18 protein-coding genes are annotated in these 16,233 nt (G+C 63.6%); 15 read left to right on the plus strand and 3 right to left on the minus strand.

The genetic code is table 11. The annotated features are described in order from the left end of the window. Positions 1-19: 19 nt before the first annotated feature. Complete coding sequence (gene dapD / locus QMK17_RS03120) at positions 20-973, minus strand: 2,3,4,5-tetrahydropyridine-2,6-dicarboxylate N-succinyltransferase (protein WP_283506961.1); 954 nt, start codon at positions 971-973, stop codon at positions 20-22. 118 nt (positions 974-1,091) lie between these two features. Between dapD and QMK17_RS03125 the strand changes: the two genes are divergently transcribed. The 11 genes from QMK17_RS03125 (at position 1,092) to QMK17_RS03175 (ending at position 10,249) form a co-directional block, all read left to right on the plus strand. Beyond that, entirely contained in the window at positions 1,092-1,976 is an 885-nt protein-coding gene (locus QMK17_RS03125; RefSeq protein WP_283507037.1) for an SMP-30/gluconolactonase/LRE family protein, read from the plus strand. A gap of 9 nt (positions 1,977-1,985) precedes the next feature. Then, positions 1,986-3,095, plus strand: coding sequence for a succinyl-diaminopimelate desuccinylase (dapE, locus tag QMK17_RS03130; RefSeq protein ID WP_283506962.1), 1,110 nt, complete (start codon positions 1,986-1,988; stop codon positions 3,093-3,095). A gap of 10 nt (positions 3,096-3,105) precedes the next feature. After that, the gene (locus QMK17_RS03135) at positions 3,106-3,849 is read left to right on the plus strand and encodes a TIGR00730 family Rossman fold protein (RefSeq protein WP_283506963.1); all 744 of its coding nucleotides are present in this window, start codon (positions 3,106-3,108) and stop codon (positions 3,847-3,849) included. Continuing rightward, entirely contained in the window at positions 3,846-4,412 is a 567-nt protein-coding gene (locus QMK17_RS03140) for a TIGR00730 family Rossman fold protein (RefSeq protein ID WP_283506964.1), read from the plus strand. Before QMK17_RS03135 ends, QMK17_RS03140 begins: the two co-directional genes overlap by 4 nt. Positions 4,413-4,510: 98 nt before the next feature. Next, positions 4,511-6,280 (plus strand): long-chain-acyl-CoA synthetase, encoded by a 1,770-nt coding sequence (locus tag QMK17_RS03145; RefSeq protein WP_283506965.1) that lies wholly within the window; start codon positions 4,511-4,513, stop codon positions 6,278-6,280. Between the two features lie 33 nt (positions 6,281-6,313). Further along, positions 6,314-7,174 (plus strand): dihydropteroate synthase, encoded by an 861-nt coding sequence (gene folP / locus QMK17_RS03150; RefSeq protein WP_283506966.1) that lies wholly within the window; start codon positions 6,314-6,316, stop codon positions 7,172-7,174. Then, positions 7,171-8,097 (plus strand): glucosyl-3-phosphoglycerate synthase, encoded by a 927-nt coding sequence (locus QMK17_RS03155; RefSeq protein ID WP_283506967.1) that lies wholly within the window; start codon positions 7,171-7,173, stop codon positions 8,095-8,097. Before folP ends, QMK17_RS03155 begins: the two co-directional genes overlap by 4 nt. Positions 8,098-8,150: 53 nt before the next feature. Beyond that, positions 8,151-8,471, plus strand: coding sequence for a DivIVA domain-containing protein (locus tag QMK17_RS03160; RefSeq protein WP_283506968.1), 321 nt, complete (start codon positions 8,151-8,153; stop codon positions 8,469-8,471). Continuing rightward, positions 8,468-9,067 carry a DNA-3-methyladenine glycosylase I gene (locus tag QMK17_RS03165; RefSeq protein WP_283506969.1) on the plus strand — a complete coding sequence of 200 codons (600 nt, stop codon included), beginning with the start codon at positions 8,468-8,470 and terminating at the stop codon, positions 9,065-9,067. The genes QMK17_RS03160 and QMK17_RS03165 overlap by 4 nt, the downstream gene beginning before the upstream one ends. Before the next feature lie 98 nt (positions 9,068-9,165). Beyond that, entirely contained in the window at positions 9,166-9,333 is a 168-nt protein-coding gene (locus tag QMK17_RS03170) for a DUF3117 domain-containing protein (RefSeq protein WP_068369835.1), read from the plus strand. A 94-nt stretch (positions 9,334-9,427) separates the two neighbouring features. Continuing rightward, positions 9,428-10,249, plus strand: coding sequence for a putative RNA methyltransferase (locus QMK17_RS03175; protein ID WP_283507038.1), 822 nt, complete (start codon positions 9,428-9,430; stop codon positions 10,247-10,249). Between the two features lie 2 nt (positions 10,250-10,251). Here the strand turns inward: QMK17_RS03175 and glgA are convergent, their stop codons facing one another. Continuing rightward, positions 10,252-11,427 (minus strand): glycogen synthase, encoded by a 1,176-nt coding sequence (gene glgA, locus QMK17_RS03180; protein ID WP_283507039.1) that lies wholly within the window; start codon positions 11,425-11,427, stop codon positions 10,252-10,254. Positions 11,428-11,503: 76 nt separating this feature from the next. Between glgA and glgC the strand changes: the two genes are divergently transcribed. Continuing rightward, positions 11,504-12,718, plus strand: coding sequence for a glucose-1-phosphate adenylyltransferase (gene glgC / locus QMK17_RS03185; protein WP_283506970.1), 1,215 nt, complete (start codon positions 11,504-11,506; stop codon positions 12,716-12,718). Positions 12,719-12,770: 52 nt separating this feature from the next. Here glgC and QMK17_RS03190 read toward each other — a convergent pair whose 3' ends face one another. Further along, a complete protein-coding gene (locus tag QMK17_RS03190; protein WP_283507040.1) occupies positions 12,771-13,382 on the minus strand; it encodes an O-methyltransferase in 612 nt (203 codons plus the stop codon). 292 nt (positions 13,383-13,674) lie between these two features. On the opposite strand from QMK17_RS03190, the gene sigE reads away from it, so the two are divergent. The 3 genes from sigE to QMK17_RS03205 are packed head-to-tail and all read left to right on the plus strand — an operon-like array spanning position 13,675 to position 16,197. Next, entirely contained in the window at positions 13,675-14,292 is a 618-nt protein-coding gene (gene sigE / locus QMK17_RS03195) for an RNA polymerase sigma factor SigE (protein WP_283506971.1), read from the plus strand. Positions 14,293-14,308: 16 nt separating this feature from the next. Continuing rightward, a complete protein-coding gene (locus tag QMK17_RS03200) occupies positions 14,309-14,647 on the plus strand; it encodes a hypothetical protein (RefSeq protein WP_283506972.1) in 339 nt (112 codons plus the stop codon). A 17-nt stretch (positions 14,648-14,664) separates the two neighbouring features. After that, positions 14,665-16,197 (plus strand): S1C family serine protease, encoded by a 1,533-nt coding sequence (locus QMK17_RS03205; RefSeq protein WP_283506973.1) that lies wholly within the window; start codon positions 14,665-14,667, stop codon positions 16,195-16,197. Positions 16,198-16,233 lie beyond the last annotated feature (36 nt).

The raw sequence follows: 16,233 nt of genomic DNA on the forward strand, positions 1-16,233 counted from the left end.
GACTCCCGGCCAGGTGGGGTCAGTCGTTCGCGTGCAATGCGGCGTTCAACTCGACGCCCGTGCCCTTCCACGGCACGACCTCGACGGCACCCGATACGGAGTTACGACGGAACAGCAGGTTGCTGTTTCCGCTGAGGGTGGCGGCCTTGACGACAGTGCCGTCGGGGCCGCTGACCTTGGTACCTGCGGTGATGTAGAGGCCGGCCTCGACGACGCAGTCGTCGCCGAGAGAGATGCCGAGGCCGGAGTTGGCGCCGAGCAGGCAGCTCTTACCGACGGAGATGACGTTCTTGCCGCCGCCGGACAGAGTGCCCATGATCGATGCTCCGCCGCCGACGTCGGATCCGTCACCGACGACGACACCGGCGGAGATCCGCCCCTCGACCATCGAGTTGCCGAGGGTTCCGGCGTTGAAATTGACGAATCCCTCGTGCATGACCGTAGTTCCGCTGGCCAGGTGCGCACCCAGGCGGACACGGTCGGCGTCGGCAATGCGAACACCGGAAGGCACGACGTAGTCGACCAGGCGAGGAAACTTGTCGATGCTGGAGACGGTGACCTGTCCGCGTGCGCGGAGGCGGGCGCGGACGGTCTCGAATCCCTCGACCGCAGCGGGTCCGAAGTTGGTCCAGACCACATTGGCGAGGAAGCCGAACTGGCCGTCCAGATTCAGGCCGTGCGGCTGGATCAGGCGGTGGGACAGCAGATGCAGGCGAAGGTAGACGTCATGGGCGTCGGTCGGGGCGTCGTCGAGGGACGCGATGGTGGTGCGCACCGCGACGACGTCGACCCCACGGGCTTCGTCCGGTCCGATCAGCTCGGCGAACTCGGTCGGGATGTCCGAACCGCTCAGCCGTACGGTGCCGCTTTCGGCGTATTCACCGAGCTCGGGGCTCGGGTACCAGGTGTCGAGAACGACACCGCCGGTGGTGATGTTGGCAATTCCAATTGCAGATGCTCCCTGTGCGCTCACAGGAAACGAGAATACGGGGTTGGGGTGTAGACATGAGGGAGGTAGTGGGGAACCTAATCGATCCGGGGGATCAGCTGTGAAAATCTCGACCATAATTCGACGGTCGGCCGTTGTTGCAATGCTCTGCGCTGGGGCGGCGGTGGTGCAGTCTCCGGTAGCGTCGGCGGCGCCCACCTGCGCCGGAGCGGGCGCGACCCCGGTGAAGGTTGCGCAGATCGGCGGCGCTGCACTGGAAGGCCTCGCGGTCGACGGGCTCGGCCGGATGTACACCACCGACATTTTCAGTAGCCGCGTCTACCGAATCGACGCCCCTGGCCTTACGCCCTATCCGATCGCGACGGTCCCCGGCGGAGGCGGAGCGCTCGCCTGGATGCCCGACGGCACCCTGCTCGTCGGCTACGGCGCCAACCCGCTCGTTCTCGTCGGCGATGTCGTGAAGGCTGCAGGAATCGTCCGGTTGAACGTCGATACCCTTGCGACGAGTACCTTCGCCACCGGGCTCAGTGCGGCCAATGGGCTCGCGGTTGCAAGAGATGGAACCGTCTACGCCACAAATGATTTCGGTAGTCTCATCGGTCAGATCAAGCCCGACGGCACGGTGAATCCGGCGTGGGCTCGATTCCCCAGTGCAAACGGCGCCGTGCTCGACGAGGCGGGCCAGTACCTCTACGTGTCCCGGACGTTCGTGAACTCGGGGGTCAGCAGAATCCCGATCGCCAACCCGTCGGCTCCCGAGAGCATTCTCGATCTGGACGGGCTCGAATCGCTGAGTGCTCCCGATGGTCTCACCATCGATCCCGCGGGTAAGGCGGTCGTTCCGTTCAATGTCCGCGGCCAGATCGTCCGCATCGAGGCGCCAGGGCAGTACTGCGTCCTCGGCAGCGGTATCCCGACCTCGAGCGTGGTCATCTACGGGCGCGGTGACCAGGGATTCTCTGCCGGACGGTTGTTCCGGGCAGGCTTCGACGGCGCGGTGTACGAGATCCCGGGTGGAAGGATTTAAGCTGCCTGAGTGAGTTTTCCCGAGCTTGATCTGCATTCCGACCCGATCGATCTGACCGCTGCGCTGGTCGACATTCCCTCGGTCTCGGAGGACGAGTCCGTCATTGCCGACGCCGTGGAAGCGGCACTTCGCGGCCAGACCACCGGATTCGAGATCGTGCGCAACGGCAACGTGGTGCTTGCTCGGACGAACCGCGGACTGGGCAGTCGTGTCATGCTCGCAGGCCACCTCGACACTGTCCCGATCGCCGACAACGTGCCGAGCCGCCGGGAACCCGGACACTCCGACGGCGACGTCATCCACGGGTGTGGCACCGTGGACATGAAGTCAGGGGATGCTGTCTTTCTGCATCTCGCGGCGACCATCGCCGAACCGGTGCACGATATGACCCTCGTGTTCTACGACTGCGAGGAGATCGAGGCTGCCAAGAACGGCCTCGGCCGGATCGAACGCGAACTTCCCGAGTGGCTGAAGGCCGACGTTGCGATCCTGGGTGAACCGACGGGCGGATACATCGAAGCCGGTTGTCAGGGTACTTTGCGAGTTCGGCTCTCGGCCAAGGGAACTCGTGCGCACAGCGCGCGTTCGTGGTTGGGAGACAACGCTATTCACAAGTTCGGGGCGGTGCTGAACAGGCTCGCGGCGTATCGGGCACGGCAAGTCGACATCGACGGTTGTGTATATCGCGAGGGATTGCAGGCGGTCCGAATCTCCGGCGGCGTTGCGGGCAACGTCGTTCCCGATGCGGCCGAACTCGATGTGAACTTTCGGTTCGCTCCCGACCGGAGTGTGGAGCAGGCCGTCGAGCATGTCCATGAGGTTGTCGACGGTCTGGATCTGGGATTCGACGTCACCGATTCCTCTCCCGGTGCGCTGCCCGGCTTGTCGGCGCCTGCGGCAGCTGCACTGATCGAGGCTGCGGGCGGGCAGTTCCGGGCCAAGTACGGCTGGACCGACGTATCGCGGTTCTCCGCGCTCGGGATCCCCGCCGTGAACTATGGCCCAGGCGATCCGAACCTTGCTCACAAGCGTGACGAGCGAGTGCCGACGGCGCAGATCACCGACGTCACCCGCGTCCTCAGGGGTTATCTGCAACTCGATAACTCGACCGCCGGATAGCCTTGTCGGCATGGATGAGGAGAAGGCAGTAAAGCACAAGGGCCCGGTTGTTCTACGTCGCGGACGCAACTCCGAGTCCACCACGTCCGATCAGAGATTGCTCGACCAGCGCGGGCCGGGCAACTGGATTCACTCCGATACCTGGCGAGTGCTGCGCATCCAGAGCGAATTCGTCGAGGGGTTCGGCGCTCTCGCCGAGGTGCCCAAAGCGGTCACCGTTTTCGGTTCTGCGCGTACGCCCCGAGATCATGTCGACTACCAGCGCAGCCGCGAACTCGGAACTGCCTTGGCCGAGGCAGGTTTCGCAGTCATCACCGGCGGCGGGCCCGGCGTGATGGAGGGTGCCAATCGCGGCGCGAGCAGCGCCGACGGCTTCTCCATCGGTCTCGGAATCGAGCTTCCGTTCGAGCAGGGACTCAACGACTGGGTGGATCTGGGAATCAACTTTCGGTACTTCTTCGTTCGAAAGACGATGTTCGTCAAGTACTCCCAGGCGTTCGTTTGTCTACCCGGTGGGTTCGGTACGCTCGACGAGTTGTTCGAGGCGCTCACTCTGGTGCAGACGGGCAAGGTCACGAAGTTCCCGATCGTTCTGCTGGGCACCGAATTCTGGTCGGGTCTGCTGGACTGGATCAAGGACACTCTGGTCACCGAGGGCAAGGTGTCGCCGGCAGATCTGGAACTGATCCACTGCACCGACAGCGTCGAGGAGGCAGTCCGCATCGTGACGAGCACTACGGGGGAATCATTGTGAGTCTGAGTGTCTGTGTCTACTGCGCGTCCGGTCCGGTGGACGCGTCGTTCATCGACTTGGCCCGCGAACTGGGAACCGAAATCGGAGCGCGGGGATGGCAGCTTGTCTCAGGCGGTGGCAACGTCTCGATGATGGGCGCCGTCGCCGAGTCCGCGCGCGCAGCGGGTGCCTTCACCGTCGGCGTCATCCCGAAGGCGTTGGTCCATCGTGAGGTCGCCGACGTCGATGCCGACGAATTGATCGTCACCGACACCATGCGTGAGCGAAAGAAGATCATGGAGGATCGGGCGGACGCGTTCATCACTCTGCCCGGCGGTATCGGAACGCTGGAGGAGTTGTTCGAAACCTGGACGGCCGGGTATTTGGGGATGCACGCCAAGCCCATCGTCCTGCTCGATCCCGTCGACCATTACGCCGGTTTATTACAGTGGATCGACGGGCTCAGCTCCACGGGATTCGTTCAACAACGGGCACTGGACGCACTGGTGAGAACTACTTCGGTGGGGGAGGCGCTCGACGCTTGTTCGCCCTCGCCCGGTCCGGGAGCGGAGCCTGCGGAGTGACCATTGATGGCCGGGAGCGGAGCCTGTGGAGTGACCATTTGCACAGAGGTTACTCTGGAGTAGGGTAATTTTTGTCACACCGTACACAAGGGGAGTTCATGGCTGTCGATGCCCGTCAGAAAATTGGTGTAACCGATCTCGCGATCGCGTTACCGAAAATGGTGACGGAGGTGCCGAGCCTGCTACGCGGGGTTGCCGGCTTCACCCGAAAGCCGACTCACAAAGCATCGATCGGCAAGGTTTTCCAGGACGTCGCGGCTAAGCGCGGTAGCCACGCTTTCGTGCGATTCGAAGGCGAGTCCACGTCCTATGCGGATGCGAACGCACTGGTCAACCAGTACGCCCACGTCTTCGAGGACCTTGGGGTTCAGCGCGGAGACGTCGTCGGAGTCTTGAGCAAGAATCGCCCCGAAGCACTGTTTGCAGCACTCGCCGCCGTCAAACTCGGCGCTACCGCTGGGATGCTCAACTACAACCAGCGCGGCGACGTCCTCGAACACAGTCTCGAAATCCTGTCGGCCAAGGTACTGGTCCTCGACGAGAGCGCGCACGACGCTCTCGATTCCCTGGACACCGCGCCCGAGGCTCTCCCCATGAAGAAGCTCGCCGAACTCGCGAAGAAGCAGTCGACTAGCAACCCTTCGGTCACCGCCGAGATCTTGGCCAAGGAGAAGGCGTTCTACATCTTCACCTCGGGCACCACCGGTATGCCCAAGGCCAGCCTGATGAGCCACTTCCGTTGGCTCAAGTCCATGTCGGGACTCGGCAACATGGGCGTGCGACTGCGCGGCGACGACGTCATCTACTGCGCGCTGCCGCTCTATCACAACAATGCGCTGACGGTGACGCTGTCTTCGGTGCTCGCGGGCGGCGCGACGATGGCCATCGGAAAGCAGTTCTCGGTCAGTAACTTCTGGGAAGACGTTCGGATCAACAAGGCAACGGCATTCACCTACATCGGTGAGCTCTGCCGATACCTGCTGACCCAGCCGAAGAAGGACTCCGACCGCGACAACACGATCAAGCTGGTCGTCGGCAACGGTCTGCGCCCGGAAATCTGGGACGAGTTCACCGAAAGATTCGGCATCGAACGCGTCGCCGAGTTCTACGGCGCGAGCGAGTGCAACATCGCGTTCGTCAACGCGCTGAACATGAAGAAGACCGCCGGGATCTGCCCGCTTCCGTACGCTGTCGTCGAATACGACGAGGAGAGTGGCAAAGCCAAGCGCGGCAAGAACGGCAAGCTCCTCAAGGTCGGATCGGGCGAGGTCGGTCTGCTGCTCTCGAAGGTCACCGACCGGGCTCCGTTCGACGGCTACTCCGACGACGACGCCAGCGAGAAGAAGCTGATTCGCGACGGCTTCAAGGATGGCGACTGCTGGTTCGATACCGGTGACCTGGTCCGTAAGCAGGGGTGGATGCACGTCGCATTCGTCGACCGTCTCGGCGACACCTTCCGCTGGAAGGGCGAGAATGTCGCGACGACTCAGGTCGAGGGTGCTCTCGGTGGCCACCCGGCGGTCGACGGTGCGGTTGTCTACGGCGTCGACATCGACGGCACGGACGGAAAGGCGGGCATGGCGGCGGTCACGCTTCGCGAAGGCGAGACGTTCGACGGCAAGGCCGTCGCGGCTCATCTCTACGACAAGCTGCCGACCTACGCGGTGCCACTGTTCGTGCGGGTCGTCGAGACCCTGGAGCAGACGTCGACGTTCAAGAGTCAGAAGGTCGCATTGCGCAAGCTCGGGTACGGCGACAACGAGGACAGCGAACTGTACGTGCTGCGCGGTAAGTCGGGCGGCTACGACAAGGCCTACGACGGCTACGTCGACGAGGTCGCGGCAGGCAAGGCCCCCAGCAGCAAATAAGGTGCCGGCGGCCGCCGTGCCAGTATTGAATTCATGAGCACTCTCTGCGGTAAGCCGGTCGCCGATGATCGTGCCCTGGTCATGGCGATCGTCAACCGCACTCCCGATTCGTTCTACGACAAGGGAAGAAATTTCACCGATGACGCCGCGATGGCGTCGGTTCATCGTGCCGTAGCCGAAGGAGCCGACGTCGTCGACATCGGCGGCGTCAAGGCGGGCCCCGGCGACCTTGTCGACGCTGCCGAGGAGATCAGGCGTGTCGTTCCGTTCGTCGAAGCCATTCGGGGGCAATACCCGGAGCTACTCATCTCCGTGGACACCTGGCGCAGTGAAGTCGCCCGCCTCGCGTGCAGAGTCGGGGCCGATCTGATCAACGACACCTGGGCCGGCGCCGATCCGGAACTGGTGACGGTTGCCGCCGAAGAAGGCGTTGGCATCGTCTGCTCGCACACCGGCGGGGCCGTCCCCAGGACGCGCCCTCACCGAGTTCGCTACAACGATGTAGTCGCGGATGTGGTCGACGAGGTGACCGCTGCGGCCGAAAAAGCTGTTGCTGCCGGCGTTCGCCAGGACTCGATTCTCATCGATCCGACCCACGATTTCGGAAAAAACACCTATCACGGGCTCGAGTTGTTGCGTCGCGTGGACGTTCTTGTAAACACCGGATGGCCAGTCCTTATGGCGCTGAGCAACAAGGACTTCATCGGGGAGACTCTAGGTGTAGAACTCGCCGACCGGTTGGAGGGAACATTGGCAGCGACAGCATTGGCCGCAGCAGGCGGCGCCCGAATGTTCCGGGTGCACGAGGTTGCGTCGACCAGAAGAGTCGTCGACATGGTGGCGGCAATACAGGGGACGAGGATTCCGGCCTGGACTGTAAGGGGGCTCGCATGACGCTCGCAGATCGAACATCGGTGAACACATCGTGGGCCGACTCCAACAGCTGGGACACTCCGTCCTGGTCGCTGGCAGAACTCGAGGCGGCTAAGCGAGGGCGCACGGTCTCCGTCGTGCTTCCGGCACTCAACGAGGAAGAGACCGTCGCCGCGGTGGTGGACACCATCCACCCCCTGCTCGGCGGACTCGTGGACGAGCTGATCGTCCTGGACTCCGGGTCGACCGATGCCACCGCCGAGCGCGCGAGGGCAGCAGGTGCCCGTGTCATCAGTCGCGAGGAAGCCATTCCCGGGCTCGCGCCGGTGAAAGGCAAAGGAGAGGTGCTGTGGCGATCCGTCGCAGCTTCGACGGGCGACCTCATCGCTTTCGTCGACTCCGATCTCATCAACCCGGATCCGGCCTTCGTCCCGAAACTGTTGGGGCCTCTGCTCACGGGTGACGGTATCCACCTCGTGAAGGGGTATTACCGCCGTCCACTGCGTACGAGCGGCACCGAGGATGCCAACGGAGGCGGGCGGGTCACCGAACTCGTCGCACGCCCCCTGTTGGCCGCGATGCGCCCCGAACTCTCCGGCGTCATCCAGCCTCTCGGTGGCGAGTACGCGGGCACCCGCGAACTGCTCTCGGCAGTTCCGTTCGCGCCGGGATACGGCGTCGAGATCGGGTTGCTGCTCGATACATACGACCGCCTCGGCTTGAACGCCATCGGCCAGGTCAACCTCGGCGTTCGTAAACACCGCAATCGCCCGCTCGTCGAACTGGGGGCGATGAGCCGCCAGATCGTCGGGACAATGTTGAATCGGTGCGGAATGGCCGATTCCGGAGCGGGGCTCATGCAGTTCCGTGTCGACGGCGACTCTTTCGTACCGTTCTCGACCGAGGTTTCGCTCGAGGATCGGCCGGCCATCAACACCCTGTAGTGATTACGGGACCGTAGGGGATCAGGAGCGGGGCTGCATGAGACCATTGCGCGATGCTGACGCTTCTTCTCTACGTCGTCATCATTGCCGTCATTGCAGCCCTGCTTTTCTTCGTGGCAAGTGCTGTCTTCGGACGCGGTGAGGAACTCGAACCCCTGCCGGAGGGAACCACGGCCACGGTTCTACCCGCTGAAGGTGTGACGGGTGCAGACGTCGATGTCCTTCGGTTCCAGCAGACGCTGAGGGGGTACAAGCAGAGTGAGGTCGATTGGGTCCTCGATCGGCTGGGCGCGGAGATCGACCTCCTGCGGTCCAGGCTTTCTGCGGCCCAGATTTCTGATCTCTCAGCTTCCGACCGAGCCGACGACAAATGACTGCAGTCCCGGGCCCCGACGGCCTGCTGCGCTGTCCGTGGGGAGCCACCGGCGACGAGCTGTATCGCGACTATCACGACACCGAATGGGGCCGCGAACTTCACGGCCGTGACGCGCTGTACGAGAGGCTCTGCCTCGAAGCGTTTCAATCTGGGCTGTCCTGGATCACGATTCTGCGCAAACGTGACAATTTCCGATCCGCGTTCGCCGGGTTCGATCCGGAAAAGGTAGCGCACTTCGGTGCAGTCGACGTCGAACGCCTCATGAACGACGCGTCGATCGTCCGCAACCGAGCCAAGATCGAGGCTGCGATCGGAAACGCCCGTGTCCTCGACAATTTCGACCTCGACGCCGTGCTCTGGTCTTTTGCGCCGACGCCCCGAACAATGCGTCTCGATCACATATCAGATGTACCCGCGGTGACCGCAGAATCGACGGCCATGGCGAAGGAACTGAAACGCCGTGGACTGCGATTTTTCGGTCCGACCACGGCGTATGCGCTGATGCAGGCCACCGGAATGGTGGACGATCACCTGTCGGGTTGCTTCGTGACGGCCCCGAATACCGACTCCAGTTCCCGGTATCGACCTCGATAGGGAAGAATAGGACTCTAGAACCCCGCCGCCCCGCGGTGGGAACATCTTTTTTGACCGAGGCGCAGAGCTGGGCGGCGCAGATCTGGAGGGAGCAGAGGATGGCGGCGATGAAGCCCCGGACCGGGGACGGTCCCCTCGAAGCAACCAAAGAGGGACGAGGGATCGTGATGAGGGTGCCGCTGGAAGGCGGAGGACGCCTGGTCGTCGAACTCACCCCTGACGAGGCAGCTGCACTCGGTGAAGAGCTGAAAGGCGTCACCGGTTAACTGCTCGTTCGTTTTCTCTGCCAAGCCCCGCCTGTCCTGGACAGGCGGGGCTTTGTGATGCCCGCCATGGTTGGCCGTGCCGGACGGCAACGTCGTGCTCGCTGACGTGATCGATCTGCTGAGCTGCCCGCATTGCTCATCGGACCTGGACCTCGGGGATGGCGCTGTGCTGTGCGATCGTGGGCACACCTTCGACGTCGCCAGGCAGGGGTACGTCAGCCTGCTGCCTGGCGGCGCCGGAAAGATCGTCGGCGACTCGGCAGAGATGATCGCGGCCAGAGCCGAGTTCTTGGGCGGCGGGCATTTCGATCCCATCGTTCACGCGGTGACAGACGCGGTGGGTGATCGGTCGAGCGTCCTAGAGGTCGGTGCGGGGACGGGGCACTACCTCGCCGCCGTTGTCCGGGCAAGCGGGGCACGAGGCATCGGTATCGACGTTTCGAAAGCGGCGGCGCGGCGGGTAGCGCGTGCACACCCGAGAATCGGATCGGTGGTCGCCGACGTCTGGCACGGCCTCCCGGTCCGTTCAGGCTCACTGGGCGCGGTCACGTGTGTGTTTTCGCCGAGGAACGCCTCCGAGCTGCATCGCGTTCTGGAACCGGGTGGCACGCTCGTGGTGGTGACGCCGACGCAGCGGCATCAGCAGGAACTGATCGGCACACTCGGACTCATCGGGGTCGACGAGGACAAAGCCCGGCGGCTCGGTGACTCGTTGGCCGGACGGTTCGAACAGAAGAGCCGAACGGCCGTCGAGTTCCCGATGAGACTCGGGCACTCCGGTATCACGAGCCTTGTCGAGATGGGACCGTCAGCCAGGCACTCCACCGATGCGTCGCGAAGAGAATCGATCGCTCAGCTCCCCGAATCGGTCGAGGTGACGGCATCGGTGGTCGTCGGGAGCTACATCGCACTCTGAGGTCAGCCTCTGCGTGCGAGGGCTGCCTGGTAGACGTCGAGAGTCTGCTGCGCGATAGCGGCCCAAGAGAATTCGGCAACGGCGCGTGTGCGTCCTGCTTTGCCCATGGCTGTCGCGGTTGCGCTGTCGAGCGCGACCTCGTTCACCGCCTTCGCCAGAGAGCGCTCGAACACGTCGGGCTCGTACGAGTTGTAGTGAACGAGTCGCCCGGTGACACCGTCGTCGACGACCTCGGGGATTCCGCCGACGTCGGACGCGACCACCGCGGTCTCGGAGGCCATCGCCTCCAAATTGACGATTCCCAGCGGTTCGTATACAGAGGGGCACACGAATACCTGTGCTGCGGATAGTATTTCGCGAATTTTTTCGGTAGGGAGCATCTCTCTGACCCAGAACACGCCGGTGCGGGTCTGCTGAAGTTTCTCGACCGCGCGCTCTGTTTCGGCAGCGATCTCGGGGGTGTCAGGGGCACCGGCGCACAGAACCAATTGAATCGCCGGATCGAACATGTGCGCCGCTGCGATGAGGTGCCCGACGCCCTTCTGCCGTGTAATTCGCCCGACGAATGCAACGATCGGCTGGCTCGGATCGACGCCGATCGCAGCGAGCGCAGAATCGTCCGGGTCCGCTGCCGGTCCGCTGTGCCAATTCTGGGTGTCGATTCCGTTGCGCACCACATGAACACGCTTCGGGTCCAGGCGAGGGTAGGCGTCGAGTACATCCTTCGCCATGCCCTCGCTGACCGCGATGACGGCATCGGCGTACTCGACCGCGTTCTTTTCCGACCACGACGAGATGCGGTAACCGCCGCCGAGTTGCTCGGCCTTCCACGGTCGTCTCGGTTCCAGCGAGTGGGCCGTCAGAATATGCGGCACTCCGTAGAGTTCGGCTGCCAGATGCCCGGCGAGGCCGGTGTACCAGGTGTGTGAGTGGACCACGTCGGCGCCTGCAGCGGCATTCGCCATGCGCAATTCGGCGGACAGTGTGGTCAGTGCCGCGTTTGCCCCGCGCAATGCCGGGTCCGGATCGTGGACCTGCGCTGTGTCCCTCGGCGCGCCCATACAGTGGATGTCCACCTCGCACAACGCTTTCAACTGCGCTGCGAGTTCAGTGACGTGTACACCTGCGCCGCCGTAGACCTCAGGCGGATATTCCCTTGTCATCATTGCCACGCGCACATCTGTCAACCTACATTCCTTCGGCGAAACGCGTGTACTGCTAGCAAGGTTCACCCGGTGCGGATAGGTTTACGGTGTGAGGACACAACCGCACGTACTTGGGATCGTGCTTGCCGGCGGTGAGGGTAAACGTCTTTACCCGATGACCGCGGACCGAGCTAAGCCAGCCGTCCCGTTCGGCGGCGCATATCGACTGATCGACTTCGTGTTGAGCAATCTCGTCAACGCCGGTTACCTCCGGCTGTGCGTGCTTACTCAGTACAAGTCGCACTCGCTCGACCGACACATTTCGCAGACGTGGCGTCTGTCCGGATTCGCGGGTGAGTACATCACGCCCGTGCCGGCGCAGCAGCGCCTCGGCCCGCGTTGGTACACCGGTAGCGCCGACGCCATCTTCCAGTCGCTCAACCTCGTGTACGACGAGGATCCCGAATACATCGTCGTATTCGGTGCCGATCACGTGTACCGCATGGATCCGGAACAGATGGTGCAGCAGCACATCGATTCGGGGGCAGGCGTCACGGTCGCCGGGATTCGCGTGCCGCGAAGCGAAGCTTTTGCGTTCGGGTGCATCGACAGCGACGAGAACGGCAACATCACCCAGTTCCTGGAGAAGCCTGCACAACCTCCGGGAACCCCCGACGACCCCAACGTCACCTACGCCTCGATGGGTAACTACGTCTTCACCACCAAGGTACTCATCGACGCCATCAAAGCCGATGCCGAGAACACCGATTCCGATCACGACATGGGCGGCGACATCATCCCCGCCCTCGTCGAGGCAGGCGTCGCATCGGTCTACGACTTCAACGACAACGTCGTGCCGGGTGCGACCGAACGTGATCGCGGGTACTGGCGTGACGTAGGGACCATCGACGCGTTCTACGACGCACACATGGATCTCGTGTCCGTTCATCCGATCTTCAACCTGTACAACCGCCGGTGGCCGATTCGCGGCGCCGCCGAGAACCTGCCGCCCGCCAAGTTCGTCCAGGGCGGTCTCGCTCAAGAATCCGTTGTCGGAGCCGGCTGTATTTTGTCGGCCGCGACCGTACGGAACTCGGTGCTCTCGTCCAACGTGATGATCGACAGTGGAGCAACCGTCGAGGGCAGCGTGCTGATGCCGGGCGTCAAGATCGGTAAGGGCGCGGTGGTGCGCCGCGCGATCCTCGACAAGAACGTGGTGGTGGGCGACGGCGAGATCATCGGTGTCGACCTCGAACGCGACAAGGAACGCTTCAACGTCTCCGCCGGCGGCGTGGTGTCCGTCGGTAAGGGCGTCTGGATCTGATGCGGCTCCGCCGCATGTGAGTGGAAATACGTCCCAGGGGACGTATTCCCACTCACATGCGCGAAGCGCAGATCAATCCATCGCCGAGCGGCAGCAGTACCGTCGTCAGACGCTCGTCCTCGGCGATTGCACGGGCTGCGGCCCTCACGGCCACCGTGGTGGCGTCGCGCTGATTGGAGTCCGGTACCCGACCGCCCAACAGTGCATTGTGCAGCACCAGCACGCCGCCGGGCCTGAGCAATCTGACGCTCTCCTGCACGAAATGCAGGTGGTCGACCGGGCTGGCGTCGACGAACACCAGATCGTAGGCTTCGTCGGCGAGCCGGGGGAGCACATCGAGTGCCCAGCCGTTGATCAACCGAGTACGAGACGGTGCGATGCCCGCTGCCCGGAATGCTTGCTTCGCCGCGCGCTGGTGTTCGGGCTCGGTGTCGATGGTCGTCAGGACGCCGTCGTCGCGCATGCCGTCGAGCAGCCAGAGACCGCTGATGCCCGCGCCGGTTCCGATCTCGACGACGGTCTTCGCTCCGAGCATCTGAGTGAAGATGCTGAGCAATGATCCGACGGACGGCGGCACGGGTGCTGCGCCCAGATCTATCGCTCGCTCACGGGCCGCGACGAGTACCTCGTCTTCCTGGGTGGATTCCTCGGCGTAGCTGAGCATCTTCTCGGCATTTGTCGGCACGAAGCGAGGTTATCGCGATCACAGCCTGAGCCGCGGAGCGACTCGGTCGATCGCGGGTTACATTCTCAGCGGGACCTCAGGATATTCACACGCGCGGCACACGCAGGTGCGAGAAGCTACTTGTGATCGCTTGATCGAGAAGCAACACGAAGAGGAACATCTCGGCGGTGCCGATGGTTGTACACGGTAACCGAGGGACGCACCAGCACGTGTTCCTGAGCAGGAGGATCCAGCCATCTACAAGATCAACGGAGATCTCGCCACGCCGAGCTTGCCCGTCACCGCCGCTGTGCCGCCCGAGACCGAGTCGCTGCAGGACCTGACTGGTACCGCCGCGTTCGACGCTACCGGTGAAGAGGCAACCATGCCGTCGTGGGACGAGCTGGTCCGTGAACACGGCGATCGTGTGTACCGGCTTGCCTACCGTCTGTCCGGCAACGCGCAGGACGCCGAGGATCTGACCCAGGACACGTTCATCCGTGTCTTCAGGTCGCTGTCGAATTACCAGCCCGGCACCTTCGAAGGATGGCTCCACCGCATCACCACCAACCTGTTTCTCGACATGGTCCGTCGACGCAACCGCATTCGGATGGAAGCGCTGCCCGAGGACTACGACCGTGTCCCGTCGGAAACTCCCAATCCCGAGCAGATCTACCACGACGCACGGCTCGACCCCGACCTACAGTCAGCTCTCGATTCGCTCGCACCGGAGTTTCGCGCAGCAATTGTGCTGTGCGACATCGAAGGGCTGTCATACGAAGAGATCGGTGCGACACTGGGGGTGAAGCTCGGAACGGTCCGCAGCCGTATCCACCGTGGACGTGCGGCGCTTCGCGAGTACCTTCGAGTTCACGGGAAGGTCGACTCGGGTCACGCAAGTGTCCACTAGCTACAAGGAGGGTTGGATGGCGCAGGCCCACGAGCCACGGCGGTTCAACTCCACCGAACATCTGGCCAGTGAGGCCGTCGCAGCCTTCGCCGACGGCGAACTGCGGATGGCTGCCTATCTGCGTGCCGCCCGCCACATCGCCGAGTGCCCCGAATGCGCCGCCGAAGTCGACGCCCAGCAGCAAGCCCGTGCCGCTCTCAAGGAGTCCGGTGACGTATCGATGCCGACGTCCCTGTTGGGACTTCTCAGCCAGATTCCGATGTGCGAACCCCAGGCTTCCGCCAAGGAAGACGCCGAACGCCGGCGTCGAGTGATCGTCACGTCGGTTGTAGGACTTCGCAGACGCCGCCGATAGCGCACCGCTGTGTAACCTTGGCCGCTGTGACCGACGTTAGCGAGGGGTACCGGGAACGCGTGAGTACATCTACTGATCCAGACGGGCCCGTTTCGGATGCGCCAAGGGATCCGGAAGCACCGAGGCTTCCGCCGCGGCCGGTGTATCGGCCTGTGGTGGATCCAGCATCGGCTGCAGCGTTCGGGCGCCCGTCCGATGTAGAGGGTTCCTTCACCCCCAGGGACAAGCGCGTCCAGCCGTCGCCGAAAATCACCTCGCGTGCACCCGATCCGGTTCTTGCCGAAGCATTCGGTCGCCCCGATGACGCGGTGGAAACACTGCAGCGCGATCCCGACGCTCCTGCCGGGCCCCCACAGCCGGAACCCGAGCCCGAGGACCCATGGCGCGATCCGTCGTCGCAGGTCCGTCTCGGCGGCGCCGCCGCAGAAACGCCCGCTTCTCCAGTACTGCCCGTCGGTCCGAAACTCGGAGTCCGCGAGGTCCTCTTCGGTGAAAAGGTGGCGCCGAAGGCACTGATCGTTCTGGCTGTGGTGGCGTTGGCAATCGGCCTTGTCGGTGGTCTGATCGGCCGCGAAACCGCCGAGGTGACAGGTGCTCTCACCAGCCAGAAAGTGAATCTGACGCAGGCGACAGGAGAGGATCTGCCTCAGGGCCAGGTAGCGAAGGTCGCCGACGCCGTTCTCCCGTCCGTGGTGTCCATTCAAGTGACCCTGGGCGAGAATGCGGGAACTGGTTCGGGTGTCGTCATCGACGGAGCCGGCTACATCGTGACGAACAATCACGTCATCTCCATGGCAGCGACCAATCCGGATCGTGCCACGCTGCAGGTCACGTTCTCCGACGGCACCAAAGTCCCCGCCAAGATCGTCGGCCGCGACATCAAGACCGACCTCGCAGTCATCAAGACCGACGTCGGAAACCTCACGGAGGCCCAGCTCGGCAACTCGGCCGATGTTCAGGTCGGCGAGGACGTCGTGGCCGTCGGATCGCCTCTGGGGCTGAACAAGACCGTCACGCGTGGCATCGTCAGCGCCCTCGACCGCCCGGTGCGGCTCTCCGGCGAAGGAACGGACACCGACGCCGTGATCGACGCCGTCCAGACCGACGCCGCCATCAACCCCGGTAACTCGGGCGGACCACTCATCGACGCCGAGGGCCGAGTCATCGGCATCAACTCGGCAATCCGCAGCGAGAGCGGCGGATCGGTCGGACTGGGCTTCGCCATCCCGATCGACGACGTGACCAAGGTTGCCCAGTCGCTCATCGAGACCGGCGAGATGAAGCACCCCGACATCGGCATCAACGCGCGTTCGGTTATCAACGACGCCACCTCCGGCGCCGAAGTGGCGAACGTCCGCGCGGACGGCCCCGCACAACGGGCAGGGATCGTCGAAGGTGACGTCATCACCAAAATGGGGGACAGGGCGGTCACCAGCGCCGACGAACTCGTCGTTGCCGTGCAGTCCAGCAAGATCGGCGAATCCACGCCCGTGCAGCTCGTGCGCTCGGGTCGACTGGTCGACGTGACCGTGACGCCTGTGTCGGACTGAGGGTGGCCGCCAACGTGCGTGGCCACGCCGCAGACA

This window comes from Rhodococcus sp. G-MC3, from assembly GCF_030063335.1.
Classification (GTDB): Bacteria; Actinomycetota; Actinomycetes; order Mycobacteriales; family Mycobacteriaceae; genus Rhodococcoides.